Source organism: Streptomyces inhibens (assembly GCF_022221585.1).
Classification (GTDB): Bacteria; Actinomycetota; Actinomycetes; order Streptomycetales; family Streptomycetaceae; genus Streptomyces; species Streptomyces inhibens.
Genome location: NZ_CP084681.1, coordinates 9,051,581 through 9,071,409, shown reverse-complemented (window position 1 = coordinate 9,071,409; position 19,829 = coordinate 9,051,581). Strand labels below are relative to the sequence as shown.

Here is a 19,829-nt window from a genome sequence, read left to right as displayed (position 1 = left end):
CCATAAGACATGCCCTGAGGCGTGTCCGAGGGGTCGTGTGACTGAGATGCGTCTGCGTCCCGCGCAGCGCTACGGCGAAGCCCGCCGCGTGCGAGAGGAAACCCACCTGTCCGCCGGGGAACTCGACGATCTCGGTGTCGACACACTCCGCCAGGCTTCCGTCGTACGGTGCAGGAGCGTCTTCGGCCCCTCACCGCCGATCACCGGAGTGAAACGCGCAGCGCGTCGACGTCCGGCCTGAAGCGGACGAACGTGCGCAGCTCGTACGCCAGGCACATATCCATGTTGGCGCGGATGCGTGCCAACCTCCCGCACCGGCACAGGCAGGCTCTGGGCCGGTTGCGGCGGCCCGTCCACGCCGATCGCGTCGCTGAACTTCCGCAACGCGGGGTCGGCGCCCTCGCGCTCGTACAGCTCGTACACCTCCTGGAACAGGGCATGCCAGCGGTTCGCATCGGGCAGCAGATCGGATCCGACACACGATTCCTGAGCGTCGCGACCAGCGAGCCCACCGTCAGAGCCGCGACAGCAAGGGCGGGAGGCCCGCAGGCTTCGATGGGGTCCGATATGCCCTCAGGAATGAAGTCGAGCGAACGATCAACGCCTCCAGGCATCGCGCGCCGTAGCCACCCTCTTCGACAAGCGCGTGTACGTCTTCCACGGCACGGTCACTGTCGCAGCGACACGGCTGTGAGCTCCGCTCATGAGACTCAGGGCAGGAGCCGGGTCACGGTCCCCGAGCCAGCGGCGCGACCGTGGTGACGGAAGGCGAAAGACTGGCCGACCTCAAGAGCGACGGGTCGTTCGAGCGTGACCGTCACTGCGGCCATGTGAAGCGGCTGCAGCGCGTCCATTCCATGAGGCAGGGTCACGACGCCCCTCACGGCTCCAGCGTGTATGTAGAAGTCAAGGTCCTCACCGGTGAGCACCTCCGCACCGCCCTGATCCTCCGGCAGCAGTGCGATGTCCCCTACGAAGGCGACGCGTGCGCCGATCGAGCCCGGCGCTGCGAGCACCTGCCCCCGCTCAACCGCTCCCGTCGCTGCACCCGGCAGCAGCAGTCCCACGTTCATGCCCGCATTCGCCTCCTCGAGGCGTAGTTGGCACGCGTCGATACCGGTGACGCGGGTGATCGGGCCCCCGCCGGAACCGACGATCTCCACCTCGTCGGCCGTGCGTACCCGCCCGCGCTCGATCCGGCCGGTTGCCCGGACCACCCTGCCCTGGTTCAGGCAGAAGACATCCTCGACAACCATCAGGAACGGCTCCTCCGCGGCATCCATCGCGCCCCCCACCACCCAGCACATCCGCCGTGCGCAGGGGCCGAGGCTAGCAACGATCACGGTCCGTCCCTGCCGACGCTGGGTAGCTATCCCTGCCACGACCTCTCTGACAGGTCCTGGTCCGCGTCGCCGGGCCGGCTCTCCCCAGGCGTCAGCTCGCTCCGGTTGCTCCGGTTGCTCCGGTTGCTCCGGTTGCTCCGGTTGCTCCGACTGCTCCGACTGCTCCGACTGCTCCGACTGACGGTGCCGGCGGCGGCGGTGTTCGTCACGTACAAGAAGGTGGCGTCCGGGGAAACGGCGACGCCGGTCGGGCCGGCCCCGACGAGGGTGCTGGCGGCGACGGCGTTGCCGACGGTGGCGGTCACGCTGACCGTGCCGTCACCGACGGCCGGCCACGGAGGCGCGGGTGCCGTCCGGGGTGACCGTCACTCCGACCGGTGCGATACCGGCGTCGAGGGGAGGGCATGACGTATCCCTTGGGGTCAGATGGTGGGCGGCGGGGTTCGGGTGTAGGTCACGGCCGGGCTGGTGCCGCCGGGGGTGGTGACGGTGACATCGACCGGCCCGGCGGGTCCGGGTGGGGGTGTGGCGGTGAGGTGGCTGTCGGAGATGACGGTGAACGCGGCGGGCACCGTGCCGAACATCACCGCGGTCGTTCTGGCGAGGCCGGTGCCGGTCAGGGTGACGGTGTTCCCGCCGGACAGCGGTCCCTGGGCGGGGCTGAGGGCAGTGAGAACGGGTGCCGCGCTATAGGTGTAGGAGACCCCGTTGCTCGTCCCGCCCGCGGTGGTGACGGTGACCTGGACGCTTCCGGCGTTTCCGGGTGGCGCCACCGCGGTGAGCTGGGCATCCGAGACGGAGGTGAAGGAACTGGCGGCCGTGTTCCCGAAGTGCACCGCGGTGGCCTCGATGAGGTGGGCTCCGGTCAGGGTGACGGCGGTGCCGCCCGCGACGGGGCCCGAGCTCGGTTCGGCACTGGTGAGGACCGGCGTATCGACGTAGAAGTAGGCGGTCCCGGTCCCGTGGGCGCTGGTGCCGCCGGGGGTGGTGACGGTGACGTCGACCAGGCCGGCGGCCCCCGGTGGTGCGACAGCGGTGAGTTGGGTCGGGGAGACGACGGTGAAGGAGGTCGCCGGGGTGGCGCCGAAGGTGACCGCGGTGGCTCCGGCGAGGCCGGTGCCGGTCAGGGTGACGGTGTTTCCGCCGGATCGCGGCCCCTGGCTCGGGCTCACGCCGCTCACGACCGGGGTCGTGGCGTAGCTGAACGGGATCCCGTTGGTGGTGCCGCCGCGCGTGGTGACGGTGACCTGGACCGTTCCCGTGCCGGCGGGTGCGACGGCCGAGATATGGGTGTCGGAGAGGACCGTGAAGGAGGTCGCCGCCGTGGTACCGAACCGCACCGCGGTGGCCGTGGTCAGGCCCGAGCCGGTGAGGGTGACGGTGGTACCGCCGGTGGTCGGCCCCGATACGGGGTTGACGGCGCTGAGCGTCGGTGCGGGCGTGACGCTGTAGGTGTAGGCGACCGCGTTGCTCGTGCCGCCGGGCGTGACCACCGTGACCTGGACCGTCCCCGATCCGGCGGGAGCCACCGCGGTGACCTCCGTATCGGAGACCACCGTGAACGAGGTCGCCGCTGTTGCGCCGAAGCGCACGGCTGTCGCGCCCGACAGGCCCGTACCCCTAAGCGTGACCGTGGTACCGCCGGTGACCGGTCCGGACACGGGGCTGACGGAGGTCAGGGTGGGCGTCGTGACGGTGCCGTAGGTATAGGTGACGAGCTCGGCGCTGGTGCCACGAGGTGTGGTGACGGTGACTTGGACGGTACCCGTTCCGGCTGGTGCGGTGGTCGTGATGTGCGTGTCGGAGTCGAGGGTGAACGAGGTCGACGCGGTGGTGCCGAAGCGCACCGCGGTGGCGCCGGTGAAGCCGGTGCCGGTCACCGCGACAGGGGTGCCACCCGCGGCGGGACCCGAAGCTGGGGAGACGGAACCGACCGTGGGCGCGGCCAGGGTCAGCGTCCGTGTGGTGGGAGCGGTCGGCGGGTTTGCGGTCGGCGGGTTTGCGAAGCGATCCACGCTCATCTTCCTTCGAGGAGGGTGAGCCCCCGGCCGGCCGGAAGGGGAGCAGAGCCGGGCGGGGGCTCGTCAAAACGGGTGCGGTAGGGCCTGCCCGGGCAGGCGGTCCGCGTGCCCGGTGACAGGACCCGGGCCGTCAGCGGCCCGGACGGCGGGTCAGATGCTGGGTCCGGTGGTGTAGGTGAAGGCGCCGGTGCTGGTGGCGCTGCCGCCGGTGGTGGTGACGGTGACGTCCACGGCGCCGTCGGCTCCCGCCGGGGTGACCACGGAGATGCTGGTGTCGGAGATGACGACGAACGGCGCCGGCGTGCCACCGAAGGTGACCGACTGGGCGGTGGCGAAGTTGGTGCCGGTGATGGTCACCTCGGTGCCGCCGGAGGTCGGGCCGGAGAGGGGGCTCAGGGTGAGGATGGTGGGCTGGTCGACGTAGGTGTAGGACAGGTCGTCGGCGGTGCCGCCCGCGGTGGTGACGGTGACGCCCACCGATCCGGCCGCCACGCCCGTCGGTACGACGACGGTCAGCTGACCGTCGTTGACCACGGTCGGTGTCGCGGAGCTGGTGCCGAATTGCACGGCGGTGGCGGTGGCCAGGCCGGTGCCGTTGATGGTGACGGTGTTGCCGCCCCCGGTGCCGCCGGAGTCGGGGCTCAGGCTGGACGCGAACGGCGCGCCGACGTAGAAGAACGAAAGCGGGTTGCTGGTGCCGCCGGGGGTGGTCACGGTCACGTCGACCATGCCGGTGCCGGACGGGGAGACGACGTTGACTTGGGTGGGGGTCGGGGTGCCGACGATGGTGGCCGGCTTGGTGCCGAAGTGAACGGCGGAGGTGCCGGCGAGGCCGATACCGGTGATGACGACCGAGGTGCCGCCGCCGGTGGAGCCCTGGTTGGGGGAAATGGGCATGGCTGTCTCCTTCATTGAGGCGGGTGAGGGCCGAACGACTGCGTTGAGGCGGTGCGGGGGAACGGCGAGGCGGTACCGGGCGAGTGCGGGGGGGGAACGGCGAGGCGGTACCGGGCGAGTGCGCTGTTCGCCGTCGGTGCGGGAAGGCTTGTTGTCCGGGCCGACGCCGGTTCTGCGCGTCGGTCGGAGCGGTCAGCCGGTGTCGCCGGTGCAGCCGGGCACGCTGCGGGGTGGGGCGGTGCTGTTCGGGGTGTTGCCGCTGACATTGCCGGCCGGCAGGTTGACCGTGCCGGAGTTCTCGTAGTTGCCGTCGTCCGGGTAAGGAGCGACGGCGCTGCCGCTACGGATGGTGATGCCGTTCAGGTTGAGCGGCCAAGGGCGCCCGGCACATTGACGTATCCATCGATTTCAAGAATCCGGACAGTCGGGGTGGACGGATCGCTGGTCAGGATGCCGTCGCCACCGTGCGCGTTCGTGGTGGTGGACGCGGACACCAGAGAACTCTCCCCGCGCCAAACGGAGTTCTGGGCATGCGCAGTGACTGGGACAGCGGCCAGTCCCATGGCCATGGCACAGACGACGAGCACGGACCGAAGACGCGGACAGCAGTCGACATGACGCCCCCAACTGAGGTCGCGAGCCACCACATCAGCCGGCGCCAACGAACAGCACCGGCTGGTCGATCCACGTCCTCTACCGAGGGAGCCCATGCGGCACCGCGGCGACACGGCCGCCCAGGCACTCGGGCTGGTGATCGGGTAGGCCGGCTGCCACTCCCCCGGAGAGGATGGGCGGCCCACCGGATTGGACATGAGCAGTAATCCATCGGTGTGACCACGACAGCAATAACCTTGACGCTACGTCACCCAAATGGCGCAGCATGGGGCGTCCCAGGCGCATCAAGTACCACCGCACGCACTGCCGTTCCAGCCAGCGGCACTCCGGGGCGAAGGCTCCGACGTGCTGTCGTCCCTGCGACATCATCCCGAAGAAGCGCCGTCGCACCGTGTGTACGAGTGAAGCCGCAGGGGGTGGATTCGGTGGGGGCGCGCATACATCGCGCCACACAGATGCCGTCACCGGTGGCCGGAAATCGGCGTGCTCCGGACTTTTCTGCGTGCCCGCAGCGGGATGCTGGGTCCGGAGCAGTCGCGGAAACGGGCACGTGGCTGAAGGGGCGGCCTCGATCCAGCACGTCCGTGGAACAGTGCCACGTCCGTTGAACAGTGCCACGTCCGTGGAACGGTGCGCTGTGCAGGGCTGCGGTGCGGTGCGGTCGGTGACATGGCCGGGCGCGAAGGCTCGCCACTGTTGATCTTGGGATGGGTAATTGGGTTGGGCTTGCCGCCTCCTGGGGGTTACGTCGGCGGCGGATGGCCGAAGAGGAGGTCGTAGCCCGGGGGGAGCTGGAGCAGGATGCGTTGCATGAGCCCCTCGCCTGCGGCGTCCTCGGCCACGCTGAGCACGGCCCCGACGTCCCACTTGGCGGTCTCCTCGTTGGCTCCCTCGATCCATGCCGCGGTCGCCTTGACGAACCGCTCGGGGGTGAGCGGTTCAGCGGCCTGCAGGGGGTTGAGCAGGATCAGGGCAAAGGTTTCCGGCAGCCGGGCGGCCAGTTCCGCCCGCTCCTCGCCCACCAGGTGGGCACCCAGCAGCGCGAGGACGACGCGGGCCGCCCGTTCTGCTTCCTGTCGCGTTTCGTACTCGCCGCGTTCCTGGACGCGGGCCAGGAACGCCTCCCATCGCAGAGTCACCGTGGCTGCCTCCTTCGAATGAGGCGGAGGACGGGATCAGGAGGGAGGCAAGATCCGCCCCGTCCTCCGCCGTTGCTGCGGGCGAGGTCTTGTTCAGCCGCTGATCTGCTTGTGCGCCGCGCCCCCGCCGATGGCTATCTTGCGGGGCTTGGCGCGCTCGCTGATCGGGACGCGCAGGGTGAGGACACCGGCGTCGTAGTCGGCCTTGATGTTGTCCGTGTCGAGGGTGTCAGCGAGCACGACCTGGCGGGAGAAGACGCCCAACGGGCGCTCGGAGAGCTCCATCTGCACATCGTCCGCCTTCGCGACCGGCCGGCGCTCGGCCTTTACGGTCAGCATGTTCCGCTCGACGTCGATGTCGATCGTGTCCGGGGAGACCCCGGGCAGATCGAGCGCGATCACATATTCGTCGCCCTCGCGGTAGGCGTCCATCGGCATCGGCGACGGCCTTGACCACGTGCCAGATGTGCCCAGGAGCTGCTGGGTGAGCCGGTCGAGCTCGCGGAACGGGTCGGTGCGCATCAACATCGCGAAACACCTCCACTTGGTTCAGGCAGTGCCTGCCAATGCGCTTCACCTCTCTCCCGTTGTAGCATGTCATCCAATCGATGACAATCAGAGCGTCGTCCTCAGGGTGACGAGACGAGAGGAGACCGCGGTGCCCACACCCGACCAGTCCACTTCACCCCGCAGCCCGCACCCCAGCCCGGCCTCTTTTCTTGCGGCCGCCTCCGCACTTGCCGCGATAGACGAGGCCGTACGCACCGCCCACACCGCAGAGGCAGCCGATCCGGCCGTGCCCGCCGCGGGGCCCGAGCAGGCCCTGGCCTCACTCCTGCTCCTGCGCGAAGTGCGTGAGCAGCTCGCCGGATGGGAGACCAGCCTGATCGAAGAGGCTCGGAACGCGGGCGCCAGCTGGGCCGAGCTCGCGCATCCGCTCGGCGTCGCCAGCCGCCAGGCCGCCGAACGCCGCTACCTGCGCCTGCGCCCCGGCGCCGCAAACACCACCGGCGAACAGCGCATCAAAGCCACCCGCGATCGCCGCGCCGCCGACCGCTCCGTCACCGCCTGGGCCCGTCACCACGCCGCCGACCTGCGCCGCCTCGCCGGCCAGATCACCGCCCTCACCGACCTCCCCACCACAGCCGGCACCCCGGTCCGCGACCTCAACCAGGCCCTCGCCGACAACGACGCGGCCCACCTCATCGACCCCCTCGCCGCCGCCCACCCACACCTGCAACACACCCACCCCGACCTCGCCGCCCGCATCGAAACCCTCACCCGCCAGACCGACCAGCTCCGCCGGGACAGCAACGACCAGCGCCGCGATGCCTGACCCCCGCTGACGCGAGGGCCCGTCGAAGGCATGCCGCACAACCAGGGTGTATGCGGTCACGCCGATTGCGACCCCATACGGCGTCCGGCCGGCGATGAGGCTCGATGGCGCGTGCCCGCACCCGCCCCGGGCCTGACGCGTGCCCGCCCCCAGGCCAGGAAACGCTCCCTTCCCCTTCATCGTCTACAGTGCCGTAGACCGTCTACGCGCTTGTAGTCGCTCGGGGGGCGCGTTCCAGAGCCTGCGAGGTGACCTCCTTGAGTCCCACCATCCTGGTCGTCGAGGACGACCACGCCCTACGGGACGTACTGCGGCGCGGTCTGCGGGACGAGGGCTTCGAGACGGTGACGGCCCGGGACGGCGCCACCGCCCTGCGTCTCGTCGGCGACGCCGTCGACGCGGTGGTGCTGGACGTCGGACTGCCCGACGCGGACGGGCGGGACGTGTGTCAGGTCATGCGGGCGAACGGGTTTCTCCGCCCGGTTGTCTTCCTGACCGCACACCACCGGCTCGGTGACCGCCTCAGCGGGTTCTCCGCCGGAGGCGACGACTACGTCCCCAAGCCGTTCCATCTGGCCGAGCTCACCGCCCGCTTGCGCGCCGTGCTCAAGCGTTCCGGGCCCGCGACACCCACCGCCACCGGGGATCTGGTCCTGGACCCGGTCCGGCACAGCCTCACGGTGCGGGGCGTCGAGGTGGCTCTGACGCCCACCGAGTTCCGTCTGCTGGCCGCGCTGATGGCCGACCCGGGCGCGGTCGTGCGCAGGCGGAATCTGGTCAGGGCCGGCTGGCCGGAAGGTGCACAGGTCAGTGACAACACGCTGGACCAGTATCTGAGCCGTCTGCGGCGCAAGCTCCGTGACGCGGGCAGCGGCCTGACGATCAGCACCACCCGCGGGATCGGACACCGACTGTCATGAACCGTGGCCGGTCCCCTCGCACCACGATGATCTCCCGCTGCTGGCCCCGCACCCTGCGGGGACGGCTGTCCCTGGTGGCGCTCACCACCGCCGCGCTCGTCATGGTGATCCTCACCGTCGTGTTCAACGCGATCGTCCGCCGGCACCTTCAGCAGCAGGCGGACGACGAGCTGCGCACCCGGGCCGCCGCTGTCGCCGCGACCGTCGACACCCGCCATGATCCGGTACGTGTCCTGGAGACACCGGACGACGCGCTTCTCGACACGAACGTATGGATCTACGCGGGCGCACGACTGCTCGAACACCCGGCTTCCGCGCCCTCCGGCGGGGCGGTCACCCGCACCGCCGCACGCCTCGCCGCACACGGTGGCAAGCAGTGCGCCGCCCTCGAAGCCGACACCCCCATACGTCTGTGTGCCGAGCCCGTGGGTGCCATCCGGCCGGGCGCCCCGCCTGCCGCCGTCGTCGTCACCGCCATGGACCTCGGCCCCTATCGCGCCTCGGCCGACACCCTGCTGATCGCCTCCCTCGCCCTGGACGGCACCGTCCTGGTCTGCACCTACGTCCTGACCCGGCTGGCGGTGGGGCGCGCCCTGCGCCCCGTGACGGCGATGACCGACCAGGCCACCCAGTGGAGCGCGGTCACCTCCGAACAGCGCTTCGGCGGCGCGGACCGCCCCACCGAACTCGCGCGGCTGGGCACCTCGCTGGACGAGCTCCTGGACCGTATCCGTGCCGTGCTGCGCCACGAGCAGCAGCTCACCGGAGAGCTGTCCCACGAGCTGCGCACTCCCCTGGCGCGGATCACCGCCGAACTCGACTGGTGGCAGGCGCGTCCCCGCTCCACCGCCGACACCCGCGCGACGCACTCGGTCATCGCCGACGCCGCCGACTCCATGCGAACCATCTGCGACACCCTCCTCGACGACGCACGCGCCACCGGGCACACCGCGCCCGGCACAACGGACGTCATGTCCGTGCTGCGACGGCTCGCGGACCGGCCCGGCATTCCGGGGACGGTCTCCCTCACGGTCACCGGCCCGGACACACTGGCGGCCGGAGTGCCCGCCGCGCTACTGGAACGCATCGTCGGTCCCCTCACGGACAACGCGCTGCGCTACGCACGCACATGTGTCGGCATCCGGGCCTCCCAGGAGCTCGGCTGGATACGTGTGGAGGTCGTCGACGACGGCCCTGGCGTTCCGCCCTCCTTCACCACGCATCTGTTCCAGCCGGGCAGGCGCGCCGACCCGGCGGACGGACACGGCGGAGCGGGCCTCGGGCTGCCGCTCGCGCGACGCCTGGCCCGCTCCGCCGGCGGTGAGGTGGCCTACAGCGCCGAGTACGCCCCCGGGGCGGGGTTCGTGGTCAGCCTGCCTGCCGGGTGACCCGGCCCCGCTCGGTGACACCGGCGGACGGAGCGTCAGCCCGCCGGCGTCACCGATGGCGTCCAGGAGTTCCAGGTCAGGAGTTCCGGGTCAGGGCCTCGTCCCGCGGTACGGCGGTGTTCCTTCGCTCCTGTACGTGGGCGTAGCCCATGAGGCCGATGAGGAGCGCGAGGAGCACGGCCGACGAGCCCGTCGTACCAAGGTCGAGGCCGCCCTTGGCGAGGGGCTTGGTGAGGAAGTCGCCGGCGGTGGCCCCGAGGGGGCGGGTGAGTACGAAGGCGATCCAGAACAGCAGAACGTTCGGCACGACCGGCACCCGCATGAGGGCGACGAGGACGGCGAGCACCCCTGTGACGAGAAGCGCGCCGCCCGCGTAGCCGAGTCCGGAGCTGTCGGACAGGAAGTCACCCATGGACGTGCCGAGGGTGTTCGACACCAGGATCGCCGACCAGAAGAGGGCCTCGCCGCGGAAGGTGACGATGTCGCGGATGGCGAACGTGAGCCCGGTGTACTTCCAGACGATGAAGATGACGATCAGCAGCGAGATCAGGATCGCGGCACCGGTGGGGTACCCCAGTCCCAGTCCTTGCGGCCCCCGGCCCAGCGACGTCGCCCCGTCGGAGAGGAACTTGGCGCTGGCATCACGGTTCATGAAGTCGGACATCGTGGTGCCGGCCATGCTGGTCGACAGGATGACGGTCCAGTAGAAGAACGGGTTGTAGCGCGGGGACCTGAGCTGTACGACCAGCGTGACGACAAAGATCAGGAACAGCGCGATCGTGGTGAGGAAGTAGCCGAGCTTGAGGGTCTGGGCGAAGAGGTCACCGGCCGTCTCGCCCAGGGTCGTCGCGGCGATCTTCATGATCCAGAAGGCCAGGGTGACCTCCGGCAGTTTCTTCATGACAGATCTGTCGGTCCTGCCGGTGTCGGCGACATCCAACTCCGTCAGGACTTCCGACTTTTCCAATTTCTCTGCCTCCTGGTTGCCAAGTGACGTCGCTTCACCCCTGGAATGAGCGACATCGGGGGAATGGGCCCGGACGCGCCCATGAGGCTGCCCGGACGCGCCCACGAAGCCGCCCGTACGCCGGAAACGGCACCGGCTCGGGGCGACGTACGTGGTCAGCCCGCCTGTGGGGTGAGCCGTTCCCGCTCGGCGACATCCCGCCGGGTCACCGCCAGGAACACCACCAGGCCGAGAATGACCGCCAGGAAGAGCACGCTGGTGATCACGGTGCCCAGGCCGATCCCGCCGTCGGCGGTCGGCTGGGACAGGTAGTCGCCGATCGACGCGCCCAGCGGCCTGGTCAGGATGTAGGCGATCCAGAAGCTCCACACCGCGTTCAGACCGAGGGCGAAGTGCGCCACCGCGACGGCGGCGATCGCCAGGGCGAACAGGCCGGCGGAGATCCAGTACCCGAGGTCCATGCGCTCGGCGACCAGGTCACCGGCGGCGGTGCCCAGGGCGAAGGTGAACAGGACGGCGAGCCAGTAGAAGGACTCGCGGCGCATCGTGTCGACGTGGTGGATGGACAGTGTCCGCTCTCTGCGGTACCACGCGACGAACACGACCACGAGGGCGACCGCGAAGACGGCGGTGCTCGTTTCCAGCGGCACGCCCAGGTTGTCGGTGAGGTTGTCGCTGATCAGCGTGCCCACGATGCTGATCAGCGCCACGGCGAGCCAGTAGATGCCGGGGCGGTAGGCGGCGGTACGGAACTGTGCCACGAGCACCGCGACGAGCAGCAGGCTCATCAGCAGCGACACGCCGGTCAGGCCCAGGCCCAGCTTCTCGTTCAGCAGGTCGGCCGCGGTCTCGCCGACCGTGGTGCACAGGACTTTGATCACCCAGAAGTACATGGTGACTTCGGGGACCTTGTTCCAGCGGAGGCGATGGCCGGTGGGAGCAGCGGCGGGGCTGTACGGCTCATGGGCCTCAATGGCCCCAGGGATATCGGTTGTCATGGTGCCCGACCGTGTCACCCGCAACCTGAACGCATCCTGAGCACGCGTTCCGTCGCGCTCCCCAGCACACCCAGACTGGTGAAAGCCCGGCTCAGACAAGCCTCAAATCGATGAAGGGCACGCTGTCACCCGGCAGCAAGTACCTCTCGATTTCCACAAATCCGTGCCGTTGCGCGAACCGAAGCCCGTCCGGGTTGGATTCCAGCACCACCGTCTCGATCACGCCGGCACCCAGCTCTCGCGCCCGTGCCAGCCCTCGCGCATAGATCTCCCCACCAAACCCTTGCCGCCGGTGGGCGGGGAGCACCCGGGCGATCACTGTGGCCACCGGCGCATCGCTCGTGGGCGGACGCACCGTCGAACAGCCCACCAGAACCTCGCCGAGATACGCGACCTCCAAATGGTTGCGCTGGACACGCTCACGCACGTCGTCGAGCGACAAGAGGTCGGTGGGGATGATCGCGTTATGGACGTACTGCCAGTCCTTGACCATGGCTTCGCCGTCCACTGGTTCGATACGAAGATCGTTCATCGCAGCAGGAAACCGCGCGCATCGTGGTGCGTCAACTGCAAGTGCTCAACTTCGCTCGTGCCCGGGCTTGTTCTTTGGCTTGGTGGGGGTGAGGAGGGCCTGGACGTGCGTGCCGAGGGCATGGCCGAGGGTTTGGTAGGCGTCGAATTGCTGGTGGTCGAACCACTGGTCGCTGGTGCTGTCGTGGGGGAAGTCCGGGTGGGCCGAGGCGTAGGAGAGCAGTTGGTAGGGCAGGTCGTCGGTGAGGGTGGCGCGGGCGACGATCAGCGTGCCCCGGGCGCTGGGCGGGCGGCCTGGGATGGTCAGGTTTTCGGGGTAGATGATGTCCCCGGTGATGACCGCCGTTTGGGACAGCCGGCTGTTGAGCGCGGACAGGGTGCTTGCGGGTTGGAGCGGTTTGCCGCTGCCCGGGGCGAGGGTTGTGGGCCGGTGCAGTTCGATGGTGATGCCGAGCTCTTCGTGCGCCAGGGCGATGGCTTGGGCCAGGGTGGTGGCGAAGGGCGGGCTGTCTCCGCTGGCGTCGATGCAGACCGCGGTGTGGACGCCCTGACGGAGGAGTTCGACCAGGCCGAGGTTTTCGTAGTGGCCGCCGTCGGTGACGAGCAGCAGCCTGTCGTCCATGGGGAAGCGGCCGAAGACCTCACGGAGCAGGTACGGCAGCCGGCGGATGGCCGGTGGCGGGGGCAGCTCCCAGACCTCGTGGTTCTTCCAGAGTTCGGCCATCGCGCCGGGGTTCGGCAGCCATGTGCCGAGCCGGGCGTTGGACAGCGCGAACAGGGTCTGGAAGGCGCGGGCTTGGGCGCCCATCGCGGAGGAGAAGGCGGCGCCGGAGATGGCGACGGCCGATTGGACGGTGAGGTCGTGGACGATGTGCCGCTTGGTGCGCTGTTCCAGGCAGGCGGTGCAGGCGTACCCGACGTCGGGGCCGCCCACGTAGTCGTGGGAGAGCGTGAAGGAGACCGCGCGGCGGCCGGGGGGCGTGCGTTCGCTGCCGGAGAGGTTCGCCGCGGCGGCGAAGATGACCTGCGGAAAGTCCGGCTTGCGGTCGCCGTAGGTACTGAGGGTGGTGGTCTCCGTGCTGAAGTCGTACGGCACGGCCATCTCGGCGTGGCCGGCGCCGTTGTCGATGACACGGCGGACGGCGAAGGCGGAGGCGAGCCGGCGGCGGTAGAAGGGGTGCAGGCTCATCCAGGTCTGGTCGAGGCTGACACCGACGAAGAGCAGCATGGCGGGGATGCCGATTTGCGCCCAGGCCGGCCAGGACCAACCGGTGGCTGTGGCCCAGCCCAGGAGGAACAGGAACGCGGCTCCCAGCAGCAGGAGTACGGCCCAGACCACGATGTACTGGGTGAGTCCGTTGGGGACCGCCCGGCTGAGCCCGGGTCTTCCTCTGACCAGGTCGAAGACCTTGCCCAGGCCCCGCCGGATGGTCTGGCGCCGCCGCCACAGTGTGCTGACCAGTGCGGCGATATAGGTGAGCAGTACGGTGATGCCGGCCGCGGCGGTGGCGTCCGGGCGGCTGACGTCGAGCTGGGTCTGCAGAAAGACCGCTCCCCATGCCAGGACGGGCAGCACCAGCACGCCGGCGGCCAGGGCGACGGTCAGCAGTACCAGGGCTTGGAACGCTCTGGTCAGCCCCTGGACCACGGCATCGAAGCGGCACCAGGCGTAGGCCAACAGCCACAGGAGCCAGACGGCCATGGACGTACCGAGCACGATCAGGACGGCCCGGATCGACGCTCCTCTAAAGGCCGGCGCGTCCGGTGGGGCGCACTTGACGCAGAGTCGGGTGCCGGGCTCGGCGAGGTAGGCCAGCTCGGTCACCGGCACAAGGTGGTAGGCCCAGCTCAGGGCCAGCCCGAGGGTGACCGTGGTGGCGGTGAGCAGAAACAGCGAGGCGAGCAGGCCGCGCAGCAGCACCCCGAGCGCGATCAGCCACTGGCCGGCGCCGTCGGCGACGTACTTGGAGTGCCGCCGTAGGTGGTCTTCCTCCGGCGAGCCGGGGACGAAGGCATCGGCCGACGAGATGGGGGCCGGCGTATTGTCCGGGCCGACCAGGGCGAGTTGCATCGCGCCTACGGTGTAGCCACCGCCGGACACCGCGACCAGGTAGCGGGCCTTGAGCAGCGAACTGCGCAGGGCTTGCAGGGCGCCCAGGGTCACGCAGGCCGACCGGATGCCGCCGCCGGAGACACAGAAGCCGAGCGGGGCGTTCGTCCGGCCGGGGGCCGGCTCGGCTTCGTAGCGCCAGTGGGCGGGAGGGGCGGTCGTACCGGGTGCCGGTCCGTCCGCCGGTCTCTTGCCCGGCTCACCTCCCGGCCTGGTTCCCGGCTCATCCTGCGGTCCGTCCGTTGTTCCGTCTCCGGGCGGGTCCGCCGGTTGCCGGGCGCGCTGCGGGGCGGCGGCCGGCCAGCGTGTGCCATCGGGGTGCGCCACCGGCCACGGCGGGACGACACCCGGCGCATCCGGATGGCGCGGGCAGGGCGGAGCGGGCTTGTTGGCGGCGGGTGTGAGTCGGGTGATCAGCCGTTGCAGGGGCATCACATGTGGCGACACTGTGTGCCACAGTTTGTGGCACAGTTTCCGCAGGATGGCTCGGGCGGCTCGGGCCGTAGTGGTGCCCCATACGATCAGGGCGACGACCGCGATGACCGCGAGCAGCAGCCACTTGACGGTCGCGCATCCGGTCGCCAGCGCGAAGGGCCCGTCACTGCCGTCGGCTCCGCCGTGCAGACCGTAGGTGAGCAGCACGTTCTCCGCCACATCGCACCCGGCAGCGAGCACGGTGGCGATCATTGCCCACCGGGCGGCCCGACGGCCTCGCCGGCCGGCGAAAACGTGGCGACCGAGCCGGAACACGAGAAGCAGGGTCGCCGTGTAACCGGCGATGAACGCGTAGTCCGCGTTCAGCGCCCTACGAAAGGCGGAGGTGTGGTCGTCGATCACCTTGTCGGCCGCTGCCGCGGAGCCCGCGAACTGTAAGCCGACGTGGTTGACGTGCGGCGCGACGCACACCGCCCACAGGCCAAGGGCGACCGGGACCAGGGTTCCCAGCGCCAGGAGAAACCCCTGCCAGGCGGGGAGCCCGCGGGCACCTGCGGGAGCGCGGGGAGCGGAATCCGCTGTGGAACCGGAAGCGGAATCAGGACCACGCCCGGAAGCGGAATCGGGCCCGGGGCCGGAGGCAGAATCGGGGCCGGGGCCGGGAGCGGGACCGGATTGCGGCATGCGCCACCTCTGAAGATCATCGTGGTCGATCGCCCTCCCGGTGCCTCGCACTTCGGGGCACCGGGATTCTCACGCATCGTGATCGGATGCGGGCTCGTCCCGTTCGGCCACCGATGCGTCCCGTCCGGCCGCCGACTCGTCCCGTTCGGCCGCCGACTCGTCCCGTTCGCCCGCGGATTCATCCCGTTCCGACACCGACTCACCGCGCCCGGAGGCCGATTCATCCAGCTCGCGCATCCGGCGGTGGACGGCGTCCCGCAAGCTCGTGCCACCGGGCGCGGCCGGCGCGGTGCCGGGCTTCTCCCCGGCCGTGCGATCAGCGGTCAGCTGGTCGATCAGCTCATGCAGCCGTTCGGCACGCGCGTTGCTGTCGTCATCCTTCTTCTCCGCCATGGCGAACCCTCCTTGCCGGGCGGCCGAGACCATCGCTCTTACTCATTGTCCTGCTCACCGCCCTCCCAGGTGCCCTCGGTGGCCGATCCTGACCGCAGCTCCTCGATCTGGCTGCTCCATACGTCGGCGCGGGAGGCGGTGGACTCCTTGACCGCCGCGGTCAGGGTCCGTGCCTCGGCGAAACGGTCGGACTGCGGGCCGCTGGCGGCGATGCGTTCGGCGGTCTTGGTGCGCGCGTCGATGGCCGAGCGGAGGCTGCCGGTGCGTTCGGTCAGCTTGCCGAGGTTGCGGAACTGGGCCTCCTTGGTGCCGAACCAGATCTGCTGCCACCAGTGATCGGTGACCGGGTTGCGCCAGCTGATGTAGCCACCGGGCAGGATCTTGCGGGGGGCGGTCAGCTTGCCGGTGAAGCTGTAGCGCACGCCGGGTGCGGCGACCGGGTCGTAGAAGCGCGGGGTGAAGAAGTCCGAGACCAGCAGTCCGTTGATGGTGTAGCCGTTCTCCGGGGATTCCGACGGGTCGGAGACCTCGACCAGGAACTCGACCACGCCCTGGTCCGGTTTCGGCGACTGTCCGGCGATCAGGCGGTTTCCCCAGGGGTCGGCGAGCATCTCCAGCATTTCGTGGCTCGCGGTCAGCGACCAGCTTGCGCTGTACTGGATCAAGGAGAACGGCTGGCCGTTCTTGTCCAGGTGGACGCCGGCCGCGCCGGGCTGGCCGATGTCGTCCCGGACGATCATCGGCCAGTAGCCGACCGGTACGTCCTTGAGCCTGTCGAAGGCGTCCACGGTGGCGGGGACCTGCCACAGCGGGGCGAAGTCTCGGGTGGCCTGTTTCTGCAGGGCGGCAGCGACGCGGTTGAGCTGAGACGCGGTGATCTCGGCGGTTTCGGACACGAGGGCGAGCTGGGTGACGAGCATGCCGGGCTCCGGTTCTGTCGAGGCGGGCGGACGGGCGGACAGGCGGTTCTGTCGAGGCGGGCGGAGGAACGGTCGGTGCGGGTCGGTCAGGCCCGTGGAGCCGGTCGGGTCGGTCGGGTCGATCAGGTCGGTCGGGTCGATCAGGTCGATCAGGTCGGTCGGGTCGGTCGGGTCGGTCGGGTCGGTCGGGTCAACTCAGCAGCCGTGAGAGCTCGGCGCCGTAGTCCGCGGGCAGGTTGGCCTCATGGGCCAAGGCCGTCAGGAACGCGATATCGGCCGAGGCCGTCAGGCCGTCGAGCGTTACGGGTGCCTGGACGGCCTCGGCCAGCGGTGTCGGCGCGGGGCCGATGTCCGGTCCGGTCGGCTGCGGGGTCCCGGCGGCGGTCAACAAGGGCAGGCGCGGGCGCAGTTCCGCGCCGGTGGGCAAGACCTCGTCGAGCGCCAGCTGCCAGCGCACTTCTGTGTCCGGGGCCTCTGCGCCCGGGACCTCTGCGCCCGGGACCTCTGTGTCCGGGACCTCTGTGTCCGGGACCTCCATGAGCGGTGCCTCCATGAGCGGTGCCTCCGCGAGCGGCGCCCGGTCGGCGCGGGAGGCCAGAAGCGGCAGGTCGGCCAGGGCGGTGGAGAGCCGGCGGGTGGCTTCGGCCAGCGTCAGCCCGGCCACGACCGGGTCCGCGGAGGGGTCTCGCAGGTTGAGCGCCCGGTCGGCCGGCGCGCCGGACACCGGCTCTTCGAGCGGGGCTCCCGGGGCCAGCAGCTGGAGCAGCTTCCGGGTGCCGTAGCGGGCAACGCCGTCGATCATGACCAGTTGGACGCCGGTGTCGCGGGTGTCGATCAGCGTCGTATACGGATCGCCGACGATGCCGTCGACGACGAGGACGTCGGCGCGCAGGCCGGGCCGCAGTGAGCCCAGGGCTTGGTCCCAGCGCAGGATCCGGGCCGCGTCCCGGGTGGCCATGGCCACCAGCTCCTGGTCGGTGAAGACATCGCCGGCGGCAGCGGAAGCCAGACGGGCCGCCTTGAGCTCCCCGAGCAGCCCCTTGCTTCCGGACACCGACCAGTCCGAGCCCAGCCCCATCAGTACGTGGGCCTTCTTGGCGGCGGCGATATCGGCGGTCCTGCCGTAGAGCAGCAGGTTCGACAGCGGGGACCACACCATCGATCCGCCGTGCCGGGCGAGGATCTCGAAGTCGGAAGCGGTCAGTGCGGTGCAGTGGATGCCCACCAGGTTCTCGGTGATGGCCCACTTGCCCGGCTGGAACTCCAGGGCCTGGAAGTGCGCCCGGGCGTCGTCGTCGGTGCCCTCGGCGAGGTGCAGCAGCAGTCGGCGGGACTTGTTGAGCCGGCCGACGAACTGCTCGGCATCGGTCGCTTCGACATCGGCGATCCGTGACGACGCCTCGGGCAGATCCGCGTCATCGGTCTGCTCGATGTTGCGGATGACGCCGCGGTACATCCGGCGGGCCCCGGTGTTGCTGAACAGCGCGATGCCCTGACTTGTCGTCGTCCCGTTGACCAGCGCCTTGGCCTCGACGTACCGCACCACCGCGGGCATCAGCTGCGGATCCTGCCCCAGGACGGTCATCGGTCCGGTCACGAGGCCGTGGTAGGCGGGATTGCGGCTGCCGCCCCACTGTGAGCGGTTGCCGTATTTCTTCGGCACCTGCCACAACGGCAGTACGCCGTACGGCAGATGGTTGTGCAGCTCGATCAGGCCGGGATAGACGGTGCCGCCGGTCTCGACCGGGACGATCTGCTCGAAGCCGGGCGGGGCCTCCGCTGCGGCCGGGCGCAGCGCCTCGATCAGCCGCCCGCTGCCGTAGAGGATGCCGTCCTCGATGACGGTGTCGTCCGGATCGAGTGTGACCAGCCGGCCCCGCAGCGCGAACCGGGAGGTCGAGTCATCTGCTGGAGGGGGCATGCAGGCATCCCTTCGCCTATCCCCCGAGGAGCGCATTGAGCGCACACCCCAGTCAACAAATGAAATAACGTATTGTCACTTAGGCATCACTGATGGTGATCGCCGGTCCGCCCGTATGGAGTAGGAGACCTGGACGTGCACACCTTTGACCCCGGATACGGCAATGATCCGTACGCCGGCCTCGTACGCGACCACCCCGGCCCGGAGACCTATCCGCCCGAGCACTTCCGCGTCGAATGGGGTCCGATCTTCCACCGCGGCCGTCTCGACGGAACCGCCCGGGTCCTCGTCATCGGCCAGGACCCGGCCGCCCACGAAGCGATCACCCGCCGCATCCTGGTCGGCACCGCCGGCCGCCGCTTCCAGGGCTTCCTCGGCAAGCTCGGTATCGACACCAGCTATGTCATGATCAACACGTATCTGTACAGCGTCTACGGCCAACATGCCGGCAACGCCCACGCCACCGACCCCGACATCGCCGCCTACCGCCATGACTGGCTCGACGCCCTCATGGCCGACAACCCCATCGAGGCCGTCATCGCACTGGGCAGCCTGGCCGACACCGCCTTCCACACCTGGCGGGCGACCCCGACCGGCGCCGCCTACACCGGCGCCTACCAGCACATCCTGCACCCCACCTACCCCGACAGCGCCGCGTCCTCGGGCACCGACCCCGCCAAGGCGCTGGCCAAGCTGCTGACCAACTGGAACACCGCACTCCAAGCCCTGCACCCGACCATCACCCCCGAGACGCCGCGCCCCCTCGTCCCCTACGGCACGACCCTCACCCCCGACGACCTCGGCACCGTCCCCGAGGCCGACCTGCCGCCGGGCCTGCCCGCCTGGATGCGCTCCGATGAGCCCTGGGCCTCCCGTCAGGGCAGCACGCCGGCGGACAAGAGGGCCACCATCACCGTTCAAGTCCCCGAGGGTGCAAGGACGTTCTGAGATCCGGGAGAGGGCAAGTAAAAGGGGATCCGCCTCGCCCGCCCGTCCACCACAGGAGCGTCGTCACGTCCCGGCCCGCTCCTGCTGACTGCGCGCCGTAGGGCCGGCGCTACCAGTGCGGCGGCCTCGGGGCGGCGCACATCGCGGCCGGTGAGCTGGGCGAAGCGGCCCGGCGCGGTGCACCAGGACGTCCAGCCAGCTGTCCTCCAGCCGTCGTGGCTCGGTGGCGTCCGCCGGCAGCACCCGGGCGGTGGCCGTCGCCA

Annotated in this window: 18 protein-coding genes and 1 pseudogene; 6 read left to right on the top strand and 13 right to left on the bottom strand. The window is 70.0% G+C overall.

The window, feature by feature from the left end:
- Positions 1 to 470 precede the first annotated feature (470 nt).
- A pseudogene (locus KI385_RS40765) lies at positions 471 to 694 on the top strand (IS5/IS1182 family transposase); the annotation flags it as partial.
- A gap of 16 nt (positions 695 to 710) precedes the next feature.
- On the opposite strand, the gene KI385_RS40760 reads toward KI385_RS40765, so the two are convergent.
- Positions 711 to 1,283: an EF-Tu/IF-2/RF-3 family GTPase gene (locus KI385_RS40760; protein ID WP_238577033.1), complete on the bottom strand. Its 573-nt coding sequence runs from the start codon at positions 1,281 to 1,283 to the stop codon at positions 711 to 713.
- A gap of 165 nt (positions 1,284 to 1,448) precedes the next feature.
- Between KI385_RS40760 and KI385_RS40755 the strand changes: the two genes are divergently transcribed.
- The gene (locus tag KI385_RS40755; RefSeq protein WP_238577032.1) at positions 1,449 to 1,751 is read left to right on the top strand and encodes a hypothetical protein; all 303 of its coding nucleotides are present in this window, start codon (positions 1,449 to 1,451) and stop codon (positions 1,749 to 1,751) included.
- Between the two features lie 14 nt (positions 1,752 to 1,765).
- Here KI385_RS40755 and KI385_RS40750 read toward each other — a convergent pair whose 3' ends face one another.
- The 5 genes from KI385_RS40750 to KI385_RS40735 form a co-directional block, all read right to left on the bottom strand.
- Positions 1,766 to 3,358, bottom strand: a complete 1,593-nt coding sequence (locus tag KI385_RS40750) for an IPT/TIG domain-containing protein (protein ID WP_238577031.1) — start codon at positions 3,356 to 3,358, stop codon at positions 1,766 to 1,768.
- Between the two features lie 156 nt (positions 3,359 to 3,514).
- The gene (locus KI385_RS40745; protein WP_238577030.1) at positions 3,515 to 4,261 is read right to left on the bottom strand and encodes an IPT/TIG domain-containing protein; all 747 of its coding nucleotides are present in this window, start codon (positions 4,259 to 4,261) and stop codon (positions 3,515 to 3,517) included.
- Between the two features lie 359 nt (positions 4,262 to 4,620).
- A complete protein-coding gene (locus tag KI385_RS44080; protein ID WP_281066957.1) occupies positions 4,621 to 4,755 on the bottom strand; it encodes a hypothetical protein in 135 nt (44 codons plus the stop codon).
- 864 nt (positions 4,756 to 5,619) lie between these two features.
- Positions 5,620 to 6,015 (bottom strand): DUF2267 domain-containing protein, encoded by a 396-nt coding sequence (locus KI385_RS40740; RefSeq protein WP_238577029.1) that lies wholly within the window; start codon positions 6,013 to 6,015, stop codon positions 5,620 to 5,622.
- 93 nt (positions 6,016 to 6,108) lie between these two features.
- Positions 6,109 to 6,543 carry an Hsp20/alpha crystallin family protein gene (locus KI385_RS40735; RefSeq protein WP_238577028.1) on the bottom strand — a complete coding sequence of 145 codons (435 nt, stop codon included), beginning with the start codon at positions 6,541 to 6,543 and terminating at the stop codon, positions 6,109 to 6,111.
- A 130-nt stretch (positions 6,544 to 6,673) separates the two neighbouring features.
- On the opposite strand from KI385_RS40735, the gene KI385_RS40730 reads away from it, so the two are divergent.
- The 3 genes from KI385_RS40730 (at position 6,674) to KI385_RS40720 (ending at position 9,659) form a co-directional block, all read left to right on the top strand.
- Positions 6,674 to 7,351, top strand: coding sequence for a type III effector protein (locus tag KI385_RS40730; RefSeq protein ID WP_238577027.1), 678 nt, complete (start codon positions 6,674 to 6,676; stop codon positions 7,349 to 7,351).
- Between the two features lie 257 nt (positions 7,352 to 7,608).
- Positions 7,609 to 8,271 (top strand): response regulator transcription factor, encoded by a 663-nt coding sequence (locus KI385_RS40725; protein WP_238577026.1) that lies wholly within the window; start codon positions 7,609 to 7,611, stop codon positions 8,269 to 8,271.
- The gene (locus KI385_RS40720; RefSeq protein ID WP_238577025.1) at positions 8,268 to 9,659 is read left to right on the top strand and encodes a sensor histidine kinase; all 1,392 of its coding nucleotides are present in this window, start codon (positions 8,268 to 8,270) and stop codon (positions 9,657 to 9,659) included. Before KI385_RS40725 ends, KI385_RS40720 begins: the two co-directional genes overlap by 4 nt.
- A gap of 76 nt (positions 9,660 to 9,735) precedes the next feature.
- Here the strand turns inward: KI385_RS40720 and KI385_RS40715 are convergent, their stop codons facing one another.
- The 7 genes from KI385_RS40715 to KI385_RS40685 all read right to left on the bottom strand — a co-directional run bounded on the left by KI385_RS40715 (position 9,736) and on the right by KI385_RS40685 (position 18,618).
- Positions 9,736 to 10,560 carry a COG4705 family protein gene (locus tag KI385_RS40715; protein ID WP_238577024.1) on the bottom strand — a complete coding sequence of 275 codons (825 nt, stop codon included), beginning with the start codon at positions 10,558 to 10,560 and terminating at the stop codon, positions 9,736 to 9,738.
- A gap of 221 nt (positions 10,561 to 10,781) precedes the next feature.
- Positions 10,782 to 11,624 carry a COG4705 family protein gene (locus KI385_RS40710; protein WP_238577023.1) on the bottom strand — a complete coding sequence of 281 codons (843 nt, stop codon included), beginning with the start codon at positions 11,622 to 11,624 and terminating at the stop codon, positions 10,782 to 10,784.
- 91 nt (positions 11,625 to 11,715) lie between these two features.
- Complete coding sequence (locus KI385_RS40705; RefSeq protein WP_238577022.1) at positions 11,716 to 12,156, bottom strand: GNAT family N-acetyltransferase; 441 nt, start codon at positions 12,154 to 12,156, stop codon at positions 11,716 to 11,718.
- 45 nt (positions 12,157 to 12,201) lie between these two features.
- Positions 12,202 to 15,171 carry a hypothetical protein gene (locus KI385_RS40700; RefSeq protein ID WP_238577021.1) on the bottom strand — a complete coding sequence of 990 codons (2,970 nt, stop codon included), beginning with the start codon at positions 15,169 to 15,171 and terminating at the stop codon, positions 12,202 to 12,204.
- A gap of 282 nt (positions 15,172 to 15,453) precedes the next feature.
- On the bottom strand, positions 15,454 to 15,777 hold the full coding sequence (locus tag KI385_RS40695; protein ID WP_238577020.1) for a hypothetical protein: 324 nt from the start codon (positions 15,775 to 15,777) through the stop codon (positions 15,454 to 15,456).
- A gap of 38 nt (positions 15,778 to 15,815) precedes the next feature.
- A complete protein-coding gene (locus tag KI385_RS40690; protein ID WP_238577019.1) occupies positions 15,816 to 16,697 on the bottom strand; it encodes a hypothetical protein in 882 nt (293 codons plus the stop codon).
- A 190-nt stretch (positions 16,698 to 16,887) separates the two neighbouring features.
- Complete coding sequence (locus tag KI385_RS40685; RefSeq protein ID WP_238577018.1) at positions 16,888 to 18,618, bottom strand: amidohydrolase family protein; 1,731 nt, start codon at positions 18,616 to 18,618, stop codon at positions 16,888 to 16,890.
- Positions 18,619 to 18,753: 135 nt separating this feature from the next.
- On the opposite strand from KI385_RS40685, the gene KI385_RS40680 reads away from it, so the two are divergent.
- A complete protein-coding gene (locus tag KI385_RS40680) occupies positions 18,754 to 19,566 on the top strand; it encodes a uracil-DNA glycosylase family protein (protein WP_238577017.1) in 813 nt (270 codons plus the stop codon).
- The last annotated feature ends 263 nt before the right edge of the window (positions 19,567 to 19,829 follow it).

Excerpts from the sequence above, each read along its gene's own strand:
- KI385_RS40760 (WP_238577033.1), bottom strand. The coding sequence starts at position 1,283 with ATGGATGCCGCGGAGGAGCCGTTCCTGATGGTTGTCGAGGATGTCTTC.
- KI385_RS40745 (WP_238577030.1), bottom strand. The coding sequence starts at position 4,261 with ATGCCCATTTCCCCCAACCAGGGCTCCACCGGCGGCGGCACCTCGGTC.
- KI385_RS40735 (WP_238577028.1), bottom strand. The coding sequence starts at position 6,543 with ATGTTGATGCGCACCGACCCGTTCCGCGAGCTCGACCGGCTCACCCAG.
- KI385_RS40720 (WP_238577025.1), top strand. The coding sequence starts at position 8,268 with ATGAACCGTGGCCGGTCCCCTCGCACCACGATGATCTCCCGCTGCTGG.
- KI385_RS40715 (WP_238577024.1), bottom strand. The coding sequence starts at position 10,560 with ATGAAGAAACTGCCGGAGGTCACCCTGGCCTTCTGGATCATGAAGATC.
- KI385_RS40710 (WP_238577023.1), bottom strand. The coding sequence starts at position 11,624 with ATGACAACCGATATCCCTGGGGCCATTGAGGCCCATGAGCCGTACAGC.
- KI385_RS40705 (WP_238577022.1), bottom strand. The coding sequence starts at position 12,156 with ATGAACGATCTTCGTATCGAACCAGTGGACGGCGAAGCCATGGTCAAG.
- KI385_RS40695 (WP_238577020.1), bottom strand. The coding sequence starts at position 15,777 with ATGGCGGAGAAGAAGGATGACGACAGCAACGCGCGTGCCGAACGGCTG.
- KI385_RS40690 (WP_238577019.1), bottom strand. The coding sequence starts at position 16,697 with ATGCTCGTCACCCAGCTCGCCCTCGTGTCCGAAACCGCCGAGATCACC.
- KI385_RS40685 (WP_238577018.1), bottom strand. The coding sequence starts at position 18,618 with ATGCCCCCTCCAGCAGATGACTCGACCTCCCGGTTCGCGCTGCGGGGC.